The 14,126-nt window shown below is 68.6% G+C and carries 20 protein-coding genes; 16 read left to right on the top strand and 4 right to left on the bottom strand.

Features of this window, described 5'->3' with window-relative positions; translation table 11 throughout:
- Nucleotides 1-49: 49 nt before the first annotated feature.
- From ACH4UK_RS12280 to ACH4UK_RS12265, 4 genes are all read right to left on the bottom strand, one after another.
- Nucleotides 50-1,516 carry an MFS transporter gene (locus tag ACH4UK_RS12280; RefSeq protein ID WP_398355958.1) on the bottom strand — a complete coding sequence of 489 codons (1,467 nt, stop codon included), beginning with the start codon at nt 1,514-1,516 and terminating at the stop codon, nt 50-52.
- Between the two features lie 257 nt (nt 1,517-1,773).
- Nucleotides 1,774-2,499 (bottom strand): S1 family peptidase, encoded by a 726-nt coding sequence (locus ACH4UK_RS12275; RefSeq protein WP_398355957.1) that lies wholly within the window; start codon nt 2,497-2,499, stop codon nt 1,774-1,776.
- A gap of 148 nt (nt 2,500-2,647) precedes the next feature.
- Entirely contained in the window at nt 2,648-4,669 is a 2,022-nt protein-coding gene (locus ACH4UK_RS12270; RefSeq protein ID WP_398356321.1) for a PIG-L family deacetylase, read from the bottom strand.
- Between the two features lie 1,062 nt (nt 4,670-5,731).
- The gene (locus ACH4UK_RS12265; RefSeq protein ID WP_398355955.1) at nt 5,732-6,190 is read right to left on the bottom strand and encodes a GNAT family N-acetyltransferase; all 459 of its coding nucleotides are present in this window, start codon (nt 6,188-6,190) and stop codon (nt 5,732-5,734) included.
- A 466-nt stretch (nt 6,191-6,656) separates the two neighbouring features.
- Here ACH4UK_RS12265 and rpsJ point away from each other — a divergent pair, with 466 nt between their 5' ends.
- The 16 genes from rpsJ to rpsH all read left to right on the top strand — a co-directional run bounded on the left by rpsJ (nt 6,657) and on the right by rpsH (nt 14,115).
- The gene (rpsJ, locus tag ACH4UK_RS12260) at nt 6,657-6,965 is read left to right on the top strand and encodes a 30S ribosomal protein S10 (RefSeq protein ID WP_003948644.1); all 309 of its coding nucleotides are present in this window, start codon (nt 6,657-6,659) and stop codon (nt 6,963-6,965) included.
- Between the two features lie 14 nt (nt 6,966-6,979).
- Nucleotides 6,980-7,624, top strand: a complete 645-nt coding sequence (gene rplC / locus ACH4UK_RS12255; RefSeq protein WP_015610723.1) for a 50S ribosomal protein L3 — start codon at nt 6,980-6,982, stop codon at nt 7,622-7,624.
- A 4-nt stretch (nt 7,625-7,628) separates the two neighbouring features.
- A complete protein-coding gene (gene rplD, locus ACH4UK_RS12250) occupies nt 7,629-8,279 on the top strand; it encodes a 50S ribosomal protein L4 (RefSeq protein WP_215105398.1) in 651 nt (216 codons plus the stop codon).
- On the top strand, nt 8,279-8,617 hold the full coding sequence (gene rplW / locus ACH4UK_RS12245) for a 50S ribosomal protein L23 (protein WP_031096361.1): 339 nt from the start codon (nt 8,279-8,281) through the stop codon (nt 8,615-8,617). Before rplD ends, rplW begins: the two co-directional genes overlap by 1 nt.
- 39 nt (nt 8,618-8,656) lie before the next feature.
- Nucleotides 8,657-9,493 (top strand): 50S ribosomal protein L2, encoded by an 837-nt coding sequence (gene rplB / locus ACH4UK_RS12240; protein WP_215105394.1) that lies wholly within the window; start codon nt 8,657-8,659, stop codon nt 9,491-9,493.
- A 12-nt stretch (nt 9,494-9,505) separates the two neighbouring features.
- Nucleotides 9,506-9,787: a 30S ribosomal protein S19 gene (rpsS, locus tag ACH4UK_RS12235; protein WP_015610726.1), complete on the top strand. Its 282-nt coding sequence runs from the start codon at nt 9,506-9,508 to the stop codon at nt 9,785-9,787.
- Nucleotides 9,788-9,829: 42 nt separating this feature from the next.
- Complete coding sequence (rplV, locus tag ACH4UK_RS12230) at nt 9,830-10,177, top strand: 50S ribosomal protein L22 (RefSeq protein ID WP_026290933.1); 348 nt, start codon at nt 9,830-9,832, stop codon at nt 10,175-10,177.
- Nucleotides 10,177-11,013, top strand: a complete 837-nt coding sequence (rpsC, locus tag ACH4UK_RS12225; RefSeq protein WP_398355954.1) for a 30S ribosomal protein S3 — start codon at nt 10,177-10,179, stop codon at nt 11,011-11,013. Before rplV ends, rpsC begins: the two co-directional genes overlap by 1 nt.
- A gap of 5 nt (nt 11,014-11,018) precedes the next feature.
- On the top strand, nt 11,019-11,438 hold the full coding sequence (gene rplP / locus ACH4UK_RS12220) for a 50S ribosomal protein L16 (protein WP_003966953.1): 420 nt from the start codon (nt 11,019-11,021) through the stop codon (nt 11,436-11,438).
- Nucleotides 11,438-11,662 (top strand): 50S ribosomal protein L29, encoded by a 225-nt coding sequence (gene rpmC / locus ACH4UK_RS12215; RefSeq protein WP_003966952.1) that lies wholly within the window; start codon nt 11,438-11,440, stop codon nt 11,660-11,662. The genes rplP and rpmC overlap by 1 nt, the downstream gene beginning before the upstream one ends.
- Nucleotides 11,662-11,946 (top strand): 30S ribosomal protein S17, encoded by a 285-nt coding sequence (rpsQ, locus tag ACH4UK_RS12210; RefSeq protein WP_073718385.1) that lies wholly within the window; start codon nt 11,662-11,664, stop codon nt 11,944-11,946. Before rpmC ends, rpsQ begins: the two co-directional genes overlap by 1 nt.
- 107 nt (nt 11,947-12,053) lie before the next feature.
- The gene (gene rplN / locus ACH4UK_RS12205) at nt 12,054-12,422 is read left to right on the top strand and encodes a 50S ribosomal protein L14 (RefSeq protein WP_003966950.1); all 369 of its coding nucleotides are present in this window, start codon (nt 12,054-12,056) and stop codon (nt 12,420-12,422) included.
- Nucleotides 12,423-12,424: 2 nt separating this feature from the next.
- A complete protein-coding gene (gene rplX / locus ACH4UK_RS12200) occupies nt 12,425-12,748 on the top strand; it encodes a 50S ribosomal protein L24 (RefSeq protein WP_031127480.1) in 324 nt (107 codons plus the stop codon).
- Nucleotides 12,748-13,305, top strand: a complete 558-nt coding sequence (rplE, locus tag ACH4UK_RS12195; protein WP_003966948.1) for a 50S ribosomal protein L5 — start codon at nt 12,748-12,750, stop codon at nt 13,303-13,305. The genes rplX and rplE overlap by 1 nt, the downstream gene beginning before the upstream one ends.
- Nucleotides 13,306-13,307: 2 nt before the next feature.
- Nucleotides 13,308-13,493 (top strand): type Z 30S ribosomal protein S14, encoded by a 186-nt coding sequence (locus ACH4UK_RS12190; RefSeq protein ID WP_003948630.1) that lies wholly within the window; start codon nt 13,308-13,310, stop codon nt 13,491-13,493.
- Nucleotides 13,494-13,716: 223 nt separating this feature from the next.
- Nucleotides 13,717-14,115 (top strand): 30S ribosomal protein S8, encoded by a 399-nt coding sequence (rpsH, locus tag ACH4UK_RS12185; RefSeq protein ID WP_073792868.1) that lies wholly within the window; start codon nt 13,717-13,719, stop codon nt 14,113-14,115.
- Nucleotides 14,116-14,126 lie beyond the last annotated feature (11 nt).

Below are 14,126 nucleotides of genomic sequence, written 5' to 3'. Positions count from 1 at the left end.
TCGGAGGTGCGGGGCCCTTCGTCATGCGCGGAGCCGGGGGCCGCGGGGGTCAGCCGACGTGGGCCGGCATCTCGGTGTGCTGGTGCGGGGTGGCCGCGAGGCGGGTGCCGCGGAGCATGGTCGCGGCGATGAGCGCCGCGACCACCAGGACGGCGGCGGTGGCGAGGAAGACCGCGGAGTAGCCGTCGGTGAGGGCGGCCGTCCGCCCGGCGCCGGTCGCGGCGGACCGTTCGACGGCGCTGAGGTAGATCGTGGTGAACACCGAAAGGCCGACGCATCCACCGATCTGCATGGCGGAGTTGACCAGGGCCGATGCCGCGCCCGCGTCGTGCTGGGCGACGTCTGTGAGCGCGACGTTCTGCACGGGGATGATCACGAACGCGATCCCGATGCCCACGACCACCAGGCCGCCGAAGACCTCGGTCCAGTAGCCCCCCTCGGGGGTGATGAAGGTCAGCCACAGCATCCCGGCCGCGGCGATCAGCGGCCCCGCTGTCATCAGCGCACGCGGGCCCCGGGTGGGCAGCAGCCTTGCGGCCACGGGAGCGGTGGCCATGGTGGCGAAGGTCATCGCGAGGCTGGCGAGTCCGGAGTGCAGCGGTGAGAGCCCGAGCACGATCTGCAGGTGGAACATCAGGTAGAGCGTCATGCCGATGTACACGGCGCCGATGGTCGCCTGGATGAGGAACGCTCCGGCGCGGACGCGGTCGCGCACGACCCGCAGCGGCAGCAGCGGCTGGGCGACGCGGGCTTCGATCCCCACGAACACGGCCAGCAGCACCAGGCCGCCGGCGAGGAAGCCGATGGTGTCCGGCTCGGTCCAGCCGGACTCGGCCAGGGTGAATCCGTAGACCAGGGCGGCCAGGCCGAGGGTGACGGTCAGGGTGCCCCAGACGTCGTAACCGTGGTCCCCCTCGGCCCGGCTCTCGGTGACGAAGAGCATCGCGCCGACCAGACCGACGACGGCGAAGACGATGTTGACCAGCAGGCACCACCGCCAGTCGGCGAACTCGGTCAGGACCCCGCCCAGCGCCAGCCCCACCGCGGCGCCGGTGCCGGCGACGGTGCCGAAGACCGCGAACGCCGTGCCGCGCTCGCGCCCGGCCGGGAAGGTGACCGTCAGCAGCGCGAGCGCCGCGGGCGCCAGCAGCGCCGCGAACAGGCCCTGCAGGCCGCGCGCCGCGATCAGCTCGGTCCCGCTACTGGCCAGGCCGCCCCACACGGAGGCGAGGCCGAACCCGAGCATCCCGACCATGTAGCTGCGCTTACGGCCCCAGAAGTCGGCGACGCGTCCGCCGAGCAGCAGCAGGGCGCCGAAGGCGAGGACATAGGCCGTGATCACCCACTGCCGCTCGGTATCGCTCAGGCCCAGCTCCAACTGGGCCTGGGGCAGTGCCACGTTGACGATCGTCGCGTCGAGCACGACCACCAACTGCGTCAGGGCGATCACGGCGAGGGCCCACCATCGGCGGGGATCAGCAGCCGAGGACGAGGACGGGGACGGCAGGGCAGACATGCAGAAACCTCCGGGGTTCTGTCTAGGAGCGCCGGAGGTTTCAAGCCTCGGACCAGGCCGGGACTGCCGGACCTGACCGCCTCGGCCATCGGGCCGAGCAGGGTTCCATCCTAGCCACCGGTCCCCGCCCCGTTCGTGCCGTCGCCGGTCGTGATTCGGGTCACAGCGGGCGTGGTCCACCTGCCCGCACATGGAGGTAGGGCCCCGGTACCTCAGGGCGGAGAGGTACGGGGGCCCTACGGGTGGGGGGTGGTCGGTCAGACGCCCGCGACCGACTGGATCCAGGACCGGTACGCGGTGACGTTCGTGTACGCGGTCGTGGTCTGGCGGTCGCTGGTGGAGGCGACGCCGACCTGGATGCCGTTCGCGGTCATCGGGCCGCCGGAGTCGCCGCCGGCGGTGATGCCGTTGCCCCGGCGGGCGCAGATCGCCGAGCCGCCGTAGGCGTCACCGCAGCCGCCGGTGACGGTCACGTTGGCCACCTTCAGGTAGCGGGACTGGCAGTTGGCCTCGGAGCCGCACTGGGAGGTGGCGCCCCAGCCCCAGACCTGCACGCTCTGCCCGACGCTGACCGAGCCCGGCTGGCCGAGGCGGGAGTAGGTGGCCTGCACCGAGCGGTCCAGCCGCACGAGGGCCAGGTCCGAGCTGTGGGTGTACGTCTGGACGCCGTTGGCCACCGTGCCGCCGCTGTGCTGGTCGAGGCTGCCGATGCGGAAGGACAGCCCGCCGCCGGTGACGCAGTGCTTGGCGGTGAGGATCCAGGTCGGCGCGATGATCGTCGCCGAACAGGTCTCTCTGCCGTTCGAGAAGAGCCGTGCGGCCCATGGGGCGTTGGTCGCCTGGCCGCCGCCGATGATCTGGGTGGTCGGCGGCGGGGCGTCCTGCAGCGGGGCCTCCGGGGCGGCCGTGGCGGACGGTGCGAAGAGGGCGAGGACGCAGGCCGCTGCGGCGGCGGCAGCGGGCACGAGCCTGGATATACGCATGATTCCTCGTTTCGCGCGACACACTGGGTGGGCGTGTCCGTGGGGGATGGTGGGCAACAGGGTGCCGGAGCGCGACGAGGCCGGGGTACTAACGCTTGGCCATAACACGGCGTTATGGCACGGAAGTTGGGCGCGAACGGGTCCGTTCCTACGGACGCCACACCCACGGCACGGCGTCCGGCCCGAAGCCCACGACGACGGGTCGCCCGGCCGCCGAGCCGAGGTGGAGGGCGGCGCCGTCCAGGGCGACGGGGCCCCGGGACCGTACGGCGGCGCCCTCGGAGGTGTGCAGCTGGATCCGGCCCTCCGCGGACCGGCCCAGCAGCACCGGGCCGCCCGGCGATGCGGCGGCGGTCACCGGACCGTACCCGGCGAAGCGGGGAGCGGGCGCCGGGTCGGCCCGTACGACGGCGAGTCCCGCCCGCGCGGCCGGCCGGTAGTACAGCTCCACCGACCCGTCGGACGCGGGGAGTGCGCCGGGCGCGTGCGCGGGGACGGGGGAGTCGGTGAGCTGGGTACGGGCGGTGACGTCGGTCCCCGGAGCATCCTGGGTCCAGTGGTGCACGGCATGGTGCCCGGCCGCGTACACATGGACGAGCCCCGCCGAGTCCACCACCGCGGTCATCCCGTCCTGCACCTCGCCGCCGCCCATGTCGCGCCAGGCGCTCCAGCGGCCGGTGACCGCGTCGCGCACCCGGGTGCTGAGCCCCTTCTCCGCGTTGCGGACGAAGAGATGGACCCGGCCGTCCGGCGCGGCGACGGCGACCGGCGTCCCGATGCGGCGGCCGTGGTCGCTGCCCGCCGCGGGGTTGCCCAGCCCCCGCCAGGCGTGGAAGGGCCCGTCCGGGGAGCGCTGCTCCAGGAGCACGATCTCGCGTTCGTTCTCCGCGCCGTGCCCGCCGAGCGCCGCGAACCGCAGTCCGAACAGCAGCTGCCGCCCGTCCGCCGTCGTCGCGGAGCCCAGCACCGGGGCGAGCGGCCCGCCGCCGAGGTCGTCGGGCGCGTCCGCGATCCCGCCGCCCGGCGTGCTCTCGCTCCACCGCACGGCCCGCAGCCCCAGCACCCCGTACACGGTCAGCCGCCCGTCCGCCCCGGCGGCGACCACGGCCCGGGGGCCCGGGTAGCGGTGCTGGGTGGAGCGGACCCAGCCCTTCCTGTTGGTCAACGGCCGGTCCCCGCCGACGTTGTAGTCGCCGCAGCCCGAGGGGTTGCCGCACTCCCAGTCGGCCGCGCCGCCGTACGGGACGAGGTGGGCGGCCTTTCGTTCCAGCACCGCGGGCGGCAGGTTCTTGGGCCAGTGGCGGTTGTAGTACCCCCGGAACGCGGCGACGACGAACGCGGGCACCGGCTCCCCGCGCCCGGTCGTCCGCGCCACCCAGCGGATCAGGGCCGCCCAGGCGAAGCACCCGGCCGCGGTGTGGTCGGCGTGGTCGGAGTAGCCGCGCTGCTCGCTGTCCCGGCGGCGTTCGTACTCACTGCTGAACTGGAGGTCGGGATCGGGGTCGAGCGTGTGCACGAGCGTGGGCCGGTACTGCTCCAGCAGCCCGACGAGAACGTCGACCAGACTCTCGTACGTGTAGGAACCGGCCCGCTCCAACGGCGAGTCGTCGGCGACGACGGTACGCAGCACGAGCCGGCGGTCCCGCCAGAGACTGGGCAGCCCGAGACGGCCGCGCCCGGTGTGCATCGCGGTGTTGAGGAAGACCAGCTCGACCCGGCGCACCCCGTCGGCCAGCACGTTCACCTCGGCCCGGTGGCCGCCGTGCAGGGCCAGCACGGACTTCTGCCAGGGGGTGAACCGGTCGAGCCCGAGCAGCTCCGCGTACGCCTGCCGCAGCCCCTGGTGCCGGGCGGAGGAGTACGCGGCCCGGTCGGGCGCCGGGCGCGGCCCACCGGGCTCCTTGTTGACCCCGTCCGCCTCGCCCGCGGTGAGGTACACGCAGACCACCGGGGTCCCGGCGTCGAGGGCCTCGCGGGTGTCCGGGTTCATGAAGTACAGGTCGTCGTCGGGGTGGGCGAGCAGTTGCATGATCTGCGCCTGCCGGGTGCTCGCTATGGCCAGACCCGGCGCCGGGTCCGGCACCGGCCCCCGACGCCTGGGCGCCGGCACGGCGCATCCGGCCGTGGCGGCGGTCGCGGTGGCCGCGAGGAGGAGGGTGCGCCGGGGCATCCGTATGCGGGACAGGACAGATCGATCCACCACGCCGCGCACTCCGTTCGCCCGCTTCCCCCGCAGCGGGCGAACGGTCGCCCTGTCCTGCGTACTCCTGACATGCGCAGCGAGCTGCCGACCGGTTCGGCCTCGTCTGCGGAGGGATAGACGGACGTGGGGGCGGACAGGTTGCTCGGCCGGGGGGGTGGGGCTGCGCACGCTGTAAGCCTGGCTCGGCAAGCCTGCGTCGATTCCGTTCTCGGTCGTGCCAAGTGACCGAATCGGCCACACAAGTGCTGTGCCGGACCCCCCTATTGGGGCACTGCTACGGTTCGCTGTCCCTGAAAGATGTGGCGCTGATCGTGAACGGTGAGTATCCGATGAGTGGGGCGGAACCGGAGTGAAAACTGGGCGTCTGCTCGGCCTGATCGTCAGTATTTCTCTCCTCGCGGCCGGGTGCGGCGCAGGTGGCGACGGTTCGACAGGGCGCAGTGAATCGAGTGGTTCCGCTGCTCGGAATGGAGTCACGGGAATGGACATGGATCAAGCGGAGCGAACGGCTGAGTCGCTGATTCGCGAAGCCATTCGCGGGGTGACTCCCGAGCCGACCCTTGAGTCGTTCGGGGGAGGTGTGAAGTCCTGCAAGGAACCCAGTGATGGCGGATCCGAGGAGCGTGTCACCCTGACGCGGAACTTCTGGCTGAAAGGCATTCCGCGGGATTCGGCAGAAGACGTCGTCCGCAAGGTCTTCGGGAACTGGAAGGAAGCGGGTCACGTCGTTGACGCGGAGCCGGATTACGGGCGCCGCGTGGTAGCAGCCAACCTGAGGAGCAAGCCCGACGACTTCCTCATGCAGGTAGCCATGGGGATGGGTGGCCAGCTGAGTGTCGGTGTCACCTCTCCCTGTTTCTGGGACAGGGAACCGGCAGATTCTGAACAGCCTCGTCGGCGGGCGGGGGCTTCCGGCGAGGAGCCGGCCGTTCTCGTGCGTCCGCAGGACGGTTCGTGCCAGTCCGATCACCAGTGGACGTACACCTGCGAGGACGCTCCGTCCGCGGAGCGCGCTTCAGGGTTGCCCGGTCAGGGAGTGGGTTCGCGCACCAGGAACACGTCGATGGGGTCCTCCCGCTCCAGCGCGAACCCGTGCCGCTCGTAGAGCCGCCGGGCCGGGCTTCCCCGCAGCACGTTCAGTCGTACGGGCACCCGCTCGGCGTCCGCGCGGGTCAGCAGGGTGCGCAGGAGCGCCGAGCCGATGCCGCGTCCCTGGAGGGCGGGGGAGAGGAGGAAGGTCTCCAGCCACCAGGCGTCCGCGGCCGGCCGCAGTGTCACGCACCCCGCGAAGGCGCCGCCGGCCTCCACGATCGAGGTGTGCTCGGGTGCGTAGGAGTCCCGCAGCCGTTGTCGCACCCGGCGGCCGTCGTAGCGGCCGAGCCGTTCCAGATCCGGGCGCATGACGACCGCCCGCAGTTCGGCGATGGCCTCGACGTCCTCGGGCACGGCGGGGCGCAGGGTCCAGTCGTGCGGTGTGCTCGTCGGCATGGCCGGATTCTGGCAGGGGGCCGTGCGGAGGGTTCCGGCAGGTCCGGGGGGTCGCGGCTCCGCCGGATGCGTGCCCGCGTTTGAGTCCGCGTCGGCTCGGGGTAAGATCCCCGGCTCGATTGGCCAGGCCCGCGCCCCGTATGGCACACTGACCAGGTTGCTCGGTTGAGTGTCAATGCTGCGCGCCTCCCGCCGGGAGGACCGGAAGCGAGTCCCACAGTACTCGTCGGCCCTGTAGGGCCGGACGTACGGGAATCTTCCGGGAAGTAATGCAGGGCGCCGACCAGGCACCCGGTGGGTGTTCCGCCCCCGGTTCCGCGGTCTCAGGGTCCGCACCCCCTTGGTTGGGATCTCCTTCGGGAGATTTTCGTAGAGGGGATGCGACACGCCCGACCGCGTGGGTCGGAGGAGGAGTCCAGAACCCCCGGGTTCCAGAGCGTTACGAGAGACAGGACTACTAGTAGCCATGGCGGGACAGAAGATCCGCATCCGGCTCAAGGCCTACGACCACGAGGTCATCGACTCCTCGGCGAAGAAGATCGTCGAGACGGTGACCCGCACTGGTGCGTCGGTCGCGGGCCCGGTGCCGCTGCCCACTGAGAAGAACGTGTACTGCGTCATCAAGTCGCCGCACAAGTACAAGGACTCTCGCGAGCACTTCGAGATGCGCACGCACAAGCGCCTCATCGACATTCTCGACCCCACGCCGAAGACGGTTGACTCGCTGATGCGCCTCGACCTTCCGGCTGGCGTCGACATCGAGATCAAGCTCTGAGGGGACGGGCCGAGATGAGCAAGAACATCAAGGGCGTCCTGGGCGAGAAGCTCGGCATGACCCAGGTCTGGGACGAGAACAACCGGGTTGTCCCGGTGACCGTCGTCAAGGCCGGGCCGTGCGTCGTGACGCAGGTTCGTACGAACGACAGCGACGGCTACGAAGCGGTCCAGATCGCCTTCGGCGAGATCGACCCGCGCAAGGTGAACAAGCCCCTCAAGGGTCACTTCGCCAAGGCCGACGTCACCCCGCGCCGCCACCTCGTGGAGCTCCGCACCCCTGACGCCAGCGAGTACACGCTGGGCCAGGAGGTCACTGCCGAGGTGTTCGAGTCCGGCGTCAAGGTTGACGTCACGGGCAAGAGCAAGGGCAAGGGCTTCGCCGGTGTCATGAAGCGTCACAACTTCAAGGGCCTCGGCGCCGGCCACGGCGTCCAGCGCAAGCACCGCTCCCCCGGTTCGATCGGTGGCTGCGCCACCCCTGGGCGTGTCTTCAAGGGCATGCGCATGGCCGGTCGGATGGGTAACGAGCGCGTCACCACCCAGAACCTGACCATCCACGCGGTTGACGCGGAGAAGGGTCTGCTGCTCATCAAGGGCGCGGTCCCCGGTCCGAACGGCGGCCTCGTCCTGGTCCGTACCGCGGCCAAGGGGGCTTGAGGTAATGAGCACCATTGACATCCTTTCGCCGGCAGGCGACAAGGCCGGTACCGTCGACCTCCCCGCGGAGATCTTCGACGCCAAGACCAGCGTTCCGCTGATCCACCAGGTCGTTGTCGCTCAGCTGGCGGCTGCCCGTCAGGGCACGCACAAGACCAAGCGCCGCGGCGAAGTCCGCGGTGGTGGCAAGAAGCCTTACCGCCAGAAGGGCACCGGCCGCGCCCGTCAGGGTTCGACCCGCGCACCGCAGTTCGTGGGCGGTGGCGTCGTTCACGGCCCGCAGCCGCGCGACTACTCGCAGCGCACCCCGAAGAAGATGAAGGCCGCCGCCCTGCGCGGTGCCCTCTCGGACCGGGCCCGTCACTCCCGTATCCACGTCGTCACCGACGTGGTCGAGGGTGCCGCCTCCACGAAGGCCGCCAAGACGCTGCTCGGCAAGATCTCGGAGCGCGCCAACCTGCTCCTGGTCGTCGACCGTGCCGACGAGGCCGCGTGGCTGTCCGCACGCAACCTGCCCCAGGTGCACATCCTGGAGCCGGGCCAGCTGAACACGTACGACGTGATCGTCTCTGACGACGTGGTCTTCACCCAGGCCGCTTTCGAGTCCTTCGTGTCTGGCCCCCAGACCGCTGAGACCGAAGGGAGCGACGCCTGATGAGCGAGGCGACCGTTACCAGCTCGACCATCACGAGCAAGACCTACTCGGACCCGCGTGACGTTCTCGTCAAGCCCGTGGTCTCCGAGAAGAGCTACGCGCTGCTCGACGAGAACAAGTACACGTTCATCGTCGCGCCCGGCTCCAACAAGACCCAGATCAAGCAGGCCGTGGAAGCGGTCTTCTCGGTCAAGGTCACCGGGGTCAACACGATCAACCGGCAGGGCAAGCGCAAGCGCACCAAGACCGGCTTCGGCAAGCGCGCTGACACCAAGCGCGCCATCGTGACCCTCGCCGAGGGCGACCGTATCGACATCTTCGGCGGCCCGACCTCCTAGCGGAGGTCGAGTCGTCCGGAATCGGACGAGGACTGAGAAATGGGTATCCGCAAGTACAAGCCGACGACCCCGGGCCGTCGTGGCTCCAGCGTCGCCGACTTTGTCGAGATCACGCGGTCCACGCCGGAGAAGTCGCTGGTCCGCCCCCTGCACAGCAAGGGCGGCCGTAACAACGCCGGTCGGATCACTGTTCGCCACCAGGGTGGCGGACACAAGCGCGCCTACCGCGTGATCGACTTCCGTCGTCACGACAAGGACGGCGTGCCGGCCAAGGTCGCGCACATCGAGTACGACCCGAACCGCACCGCGCGCATCGCGCTGCTGCACTACGCGGACGGCGAGAAGCGTTACATCGTCGCCCCGCGTGGCCTGTCGCAGGGTGACCGCGTCGAGAACGGTCCGGCCGCAGACATCAAGCCGGGCAACAACCTGGCGCTGCGCAACATCCCGGTCGGTACGACCATCCACGCCATCGAGCTGCGGCCCGGCGGCGGCGCGAAGTTCGCCCGTTCCGCGGGTACTTCCGTGCAGCTGCTGGCGAAGGAGGGCACCATGGCCCACCTTCGTATGCCCTCCGGAGAGATCCGGCTGGTCGACGCCCGCTGCCGCGCCACCATTGGTGAGGTCGGCAACGCCGAGCAGTCGAACATCAACTGGGGCAAGGCCGGTCGCATGCGCTGGAAGGGCGTTCGCCCGTCCGTCCGCGGTGTTGCGATGAACCCGGTCGACCACCCGCACGGTGGTGGTGAAGGCAAGACCTCCGGTGGACGTCACCCGGTCTCGCCGTGGGGTCAGAAGGAGGGTCGTACTCGCTCGCCGAAGAAGGCTTCGAGCAAGTACATCGTCCGCCGCCGCAAGACGAACAAGAAGCGCTAGGAGCGGGTTTAGATGCCGCGCAGTCTCAAGAAGGGGCCCTTCGTCGACGGCCACCTCGTCAAGAAGGTGGACGTACAGAACGAAGCAGGCACCAAGAACGTCATCAAGACCTGGTCCCGTCGCTCGATGATCATCCCGGCCATGCTGGGTCACACCATCGCGGTGCACAACGGCAAGATCCACGTCCCGGTGTTCGTCACCGAGTCGATGGTCGGCCACAAGCTCGGCGAGTTCTCGCCGACTCGCACCTTCCGCGGCCACGTCAAGGACGACCGGAAGTCGAAGCGCCGCTAGCGCGGGGTGGAAATGACTATGACTCACACCGAAGGGACAACCATGGAAGCCAGGGCCCAGGCGCGGTACATCCGCGTCACGCCCATGAAGGCCCGCCGAGTGGTGGACCTCATCCGTGGCATGGATGCCACGGAGGCTCAGGCGGTCCTGCGTTTCGCCCCGCAGGCCGCGAGCGTGCCGGTTGGCAAGGTGCTTGACAGCGCCATCGCCAACGCTGCACACAACTACGACCACCCTGACGCCTCTTCGCTGGTCATCAGCGAGGCGTACGTGGACGAGGGTCCGACCCTGAAGCGGTTCCGTCCGCGTGCTCAGGGCCGTGCCTACCGGATCCGTAAGCGGACCAGCCACATCACCGTGGTCGTCAGCAGCAAGGAAGGAACCCGGTAATGGGCCAGAAGGTTAACCCGCATGGGTTCCGGCTCGGCATCACCACGGACTTCAAGTCCCGTTGGTACGCCGACAAGCTGTACGCGGACTACGTCAAGGAAGACGTTGCCATTCGTCGCATGATGACGAAGGGCATGGAGCGGGCCGGCATCTCGAAGGTCGAGATCGAGCGCACCCGCGACCGCGTCCGCGTTGACATCCACACCGCCCGTCCGGGCATCGTCATCGGTCGCCGTGGCGCCGAGGCCGATCGCATCCGCGGCGAGCTGGAGAAGCTGACCGGCAAGCAGGTCCAGCTGAACATCCTCGAGGTCAAGAACCCCGAGGTGGACGCTCAGCTGGTGGCCCAGGCCGTCGCCGAGCAGCTCTCCTCCCGCGTCTCCTTCCGTCGTGCCATGCGTAAGAGCATGCAGAGCTCGATGAAGGCCGGCGCCAAGGGCATCAAGATCCAGTGCGGCGGTCGCCTCGGCGGCGCCGAGATGTCCCGCTCGGAGTTCTACCGCGAGGGCCGCGTGCCCCTGCACACCCTCCGGGCCAACGTCGACTACGGCTTCTTCGAGGCCAAGACGACCTTCGGCCGTATCGGCGTGAAGGTCTGGATCTACAAGGGCGACGTCAAGAACATCGCCGAGGTTCGCGCCGAGAACGCCGCAGCCCGCGCCGGCAACCGTCCGGCTCGTGGCGGCGCTGACCGCCCGGCCGGCCGCGGTGGCCGTGGTGGCGAGCGTGGCGGTCGCGGCCGTAAGCCGCAGCAGTCGCCGGCAGCCGAGGCCCCCAAGGCCGACGCTCCCGCCGCCGCTGCTCCGGCTGCTGAGAGCACCGGAACGGAGGCCTGACCGAAATGCTGATCCCCCGTAGGGTCAAGCACCGCAAGCAGCACCACCCGAAGCGCAGCGGTATGTCCAAGGGTGGCACGCAGGTTGCGTTCGGCGAGTACGGCATCCAGGCGCTGACCCCGGCGTACGTGACGAACCGTCAGATCGAGTCCGCTCGTATCGCGATGACCCGTCACATCAAGCGTGGCGGCAAGGTCTGGATCAACATCTACCCGGACCGTCCCCTGACGAAGAAGCCTGCCGAGACCCGCATGGGTTCCGGTAAGGGTTCTCCCGAGTGGTGGATCGCGAACGTCAAGCCGGGTCGGGTGATGTTCGAGCTGTCCTACCCGAACGAGAAGATTGCTCGTGAGGCGCTCACCCGCGCTGCTCACAAGCTTCCGATGAAGTGCCGGATCGTTCGGCGCGAGGCAGGTGAGTCGTGATGTCGGCCGGTACCAAGGCGTCCGAGCTGCGCGAGCTGGGCGACGAGGAGCTCCTCAACAAGCTCCGCGAAGCCAAGGAAGAGCTGTTCAACCTCCGCTTCCAGGCGGCGACGGGCCAGCTCGAGAACCACGGCCGGCTCAAGTCCGTCCGTAAGGACATCGCCCGGATCTACACCCTGATGCGTGAGCGCGAGCTGGGCATCGAGACGGTGGAGAGCGCCTGATGAGCGAGAAGACTGTGACTGAGACGAACACCGACCGCGGTTTCCGCAAGACCCGTGAGGGTCTGGTCGTCAGCGACAAGATGGACAAGACCGTCGTCGTCGCTGTCGAGGACCGTGTCAAGCACGCCCTGTACGGCAAGGTCATCCGCCGTACGAACAAGCTCAAGGCCCACGACGAGCAGAACGCTGCAGGCGTCGGCGACCGCGTCATCATCATGGAGACGCGTCCGCTGTCCGCCTCGAAGCGCTGGCGCATCGTCGAGATCCTCGAGAAGGCCAAGTAATTCCTGAGGGGCATTCCCCTCAGGTCAGTTCCGCCAGGCTCGGTGGGGTGCCTCCCCGGTAACGGAGAGGCACCCGCCGGGAACCGGCAGACGATCAGGAGATAGACGTGATCCAGCAGGAGTCGCGACTGCGCGTCGCCGACAACACGGGTGCGAAGGAAATTCTCACCATTCGTGTTCTCGGTGGCTCGGGTCGCCGCTACGCGGGTATCGGCGACGTCATCGTCGCCACCGTCAAGGACGCGATCCCCGGTGGCAACGTGAAGAAGGGTGACGTCGTCAAGGCCGTCATCGTTCGCACCGTCAAGGAGCGTCGCCGTCAGGATGGCTCGTACATCCGCTTCGACGAGAACGCCGCCGTCATTCTGAAGAACGACGGCGACCCCCGCGGCACCCGCATCTTCGGCCCGGTGGGCCGGGAGCTGCGCGAGAAGAAGTTCATGAAGATCATCTCGCTCGCGCCGGAGGTGCTGTAAGCATGAAGGTCAAGAAGGGCGACCTGGTTCAGGTCATCACCGGTAAGGACAAGGGCAAGCAGGGCAAGGTCATCGTTGCCTACCCCGCTCAGGACCGCGTCCTCGTCGAGGGTGTCAACCGGGTCAAGAAGCACACCAAGGCCGGTCAGACGGCTCGCGGTTCGCAGACGGGTGGCATTGTCACCACCGAGGCCCCGATCCACGTCAGCAACGTTCAGCTGGTCGTGGAGAAGGACGGCAACAAGGTTGTCACCCGCGTCGGCTACCGCTTTGACGACGAGGGCAACAAGATCCGCGTTGCCAAGCGGACCGGTGAGGACATCTGATGACTGCCACCACTGCGCCGCGTCTCAAGACGCGCTACCGCGAGGAAATCGCCGGCAAGCTGCGTGAGGAGTTCTCGTACGAGAACGTCATGCAGGTTCCCGGTCTGGTCAAGATCGTGGTCAACATGGGTGTGGGCGACGCCGCCCGCGACTCCAAGCTGATCGACGGTGCCGTCAAGGACCTCACCACGATCACCGGTCAGAAGCCGGCCGTCACGAAGGCCCGCAAGTCCATCGCGCAGTTCAAGCTGCGCGAGGGCCAGCCCATCGGCTGCCACGTCACCCTCCGCGGTGACCGGATGTGGGAGTTCCTGGACCGTACGCTGTCGCTCGCGCTGCCGCGTATCCGTGACTTCCGTGGCCTGTCGCCGAAGCAGTTCGACGGCCGTGGCAACTACACCTTCGGTCTCACGGAGCAGGTCATGTTCCACGAGATCGACCAGGACAAGATCGACCGGGTCCGGGGCATGGACATCACCGTGGTCACCACGGCGACCAACGACGACGAGGGTCGTGCCCTCCTTCGTCACCTCGGCTTCCCGTTCAAGGAGAACTGACCGTGGCGAAGAAGGCTCTGATCGCTAAGGCCGCCCGCAAGCCGAAGTTCGGCGTTCGCGGGTACACCCGCTGCCAGCGCTGCGGCCGGCCCCACTCCGTCTACCGCAAGTTCGGCCTGTGCCGCGTGTGCCTTCGTGAGATGGCTCACCGTGGCGAGCTGCCGGGCGTGACCAAGAGCTCCTGGTAACTCCCCTCTGCCCTCGGGCAAAGGGAAGTTCCGGAGACTCTCGGTAAGTATCTGGTCGGCAGGAGCCCCTCCTTTCATGCCGTAGGCTTGAAGGGTTGGGCGCCTGCCGCCCAAGACCGACTTACTACGCCGTAGGTCCCCGCACCGCACCCGTCCCGCCACTGAGTGGGGAGAGGGATGGCGCATACAGGAAACCCCGGCGAGAGAGGCCGAAGGCCAACTCATGACCATGACTGATCCCATCGCAGACATGCTCACGCGTCTGCGCAACGCGAACTCGGCGTATCACGACGACGTCGCGATGCCGCACAGCAAGATCAAGTCGCACATCGCGGAGATCCTCCAGCAGGAGGGCTTCATCACCGGCTGGAAGGTCGAGGACGCCGAGGTCGGCAAGAGCCTCGTCCTCGAGCTGAAGTTCGGCCCGAACCGCGAGCGCTCGATCGCCGGCATCAAGCGGATTTCGAAGCCGGGTCTGCGTGTATACGCAAAGTCCACCAACCTGCCGAAGGTTCTCGGCGGCCTGGGCGTGGCGATCATCTCCACGTCCCACGGCCTCCTGACCGGCCAGCAGGCAGGCAAGAAGGGCGTAGGTGGGGAAGTCCTCGCCTACGTCTGGTAGTCGGGAAAGGA

Origin of the sequence: Streptomyces sp. NPDC020884 (genome assembly GCF_044333935.1) — a bacterium.
GTDB lineage: Bacteria > Actinomycetota > Actinomycetes > Streptomycetales > Streptomycetaceae > Streptomyces.
Note: the sequence above shows the minus strand (reverse complement) of the source record. Positions and strands in the feature narration are given on the sequence as shown.

Coding starts and splice junctions, on each gene's coding strand:
- ACH4UK_RS12280 (WP_398355958.1), bottom strand. CDS start 1,516: ATGTCTGCCCTGCCGTCCCCGTCCTCGTCCTCGGCTGCTGATCCCCGC.
- ACH4UK_RS12275 (WP_398355957.1), bottom strand. CDS start 2,499: ATGCGTATATCCAGGCTCGTGCCCGCTGCCGCCGCCGCAGCGGCCTGC.
- ACH4UK_RS12270 (WP_398356321.1), bottom strand. CDS start 4,669: ATGCCCCGGCGCACCCTCCTCCTCGCGGCCACCGCGACCGCCGCCACG.
- ACH4UK_RS12265 (WP_398355955.1), bottom strand. CDS start 6,190: ATGCCGACGAGCACACCGCACGACTGGACCCTGCGCCCCGCCGTGCCC.
- rpsJ (WP_003948644.1), top strand. CDS start 6,657: ATGGCGGGACAGAAGATCCGCATCCGGCTCAAGGCCTACGACCACGAG.
- rplC (WP_015610723.1), top strand. CDS start 6,980: ATGAGCAAGAACATCAAGGGCGTCCTGGGCGAGAAGCTCGGCATGACC.
- rplD (WP_215105398.1), top strand. CDS start 7,629: ATGAGCACCATTGACATCCTTTCGCCGGCAGGCGACAAGGCCGGTACC.
- rplW (WP_031096361.1), top strand. CDS start 8,279: ATGAGCGAGGCGACCGTTACCAGCTCGACCATCACGAGCAAGACCTAC.
- rplB (WP_215105394.1), top strand. CDS start 8,657: ATGGGTATCCGCAAGTACAAGCCGACGACCCCGGGCCGTCGTGGCTCC.
- rpsS (WP_015610726.1), top strand. CDS start 9,506: ATGCCGCGCAGTCTCAAGAAGGGGCCCTTCGTCGACGGCCACCTCGTC.
- rplV (WP_026290933.1), top strand. CDS start 9,830: ATGGAAGCCAGGGCCCAGGCGCGGTACATCCGCGTCACGCCCATGAAG.
- rpsC (WP_398355954.1), top strand. CDS start 10,177: ATGGGCCAGAAGGTTAACCCGCATGGGTTCCGGCTCGGCATCACCACG.
- rplP (WP_003966953.1), top strand. CDS start 11,019: ATGCTGATCCCCCGTAGGGTCAAGCACCGCAAGCAGCACCACCCGAAG.
- rpmC (WP_003966952.1), top strand. CDS start 11,438: ATGTCGGCCGGTACCAAGGCGTCCGAGCTGCGCGAGCTGGGCGACGAG.
- rpsQ (WP_073718385.1), top strand. CDS start 11,662: ATGAGCGAGAAGACTGTGACTGAGACGAACACCGACCGCGGTTTCCGC.
- rplX (WP_031127480.1), top strand. CDS start 12,425: ATGAAGGTCAAGAAGGGCGACCTGGTTCAGGTCATCACCGGTAAGGAC.
- rplE (WP_003966948.1), top strand. CDS start 12,748: ATGACTGCCACCACTGCGCCGCGTCTCAAGACGCGCTACCGCGAGGAA.
- rpsH (WP_073792868.1), top strand. CDS start 13,717: ATGACCATGACTGATCCCATCGCAGACATGCTCACGCGTCTGCGCAAC.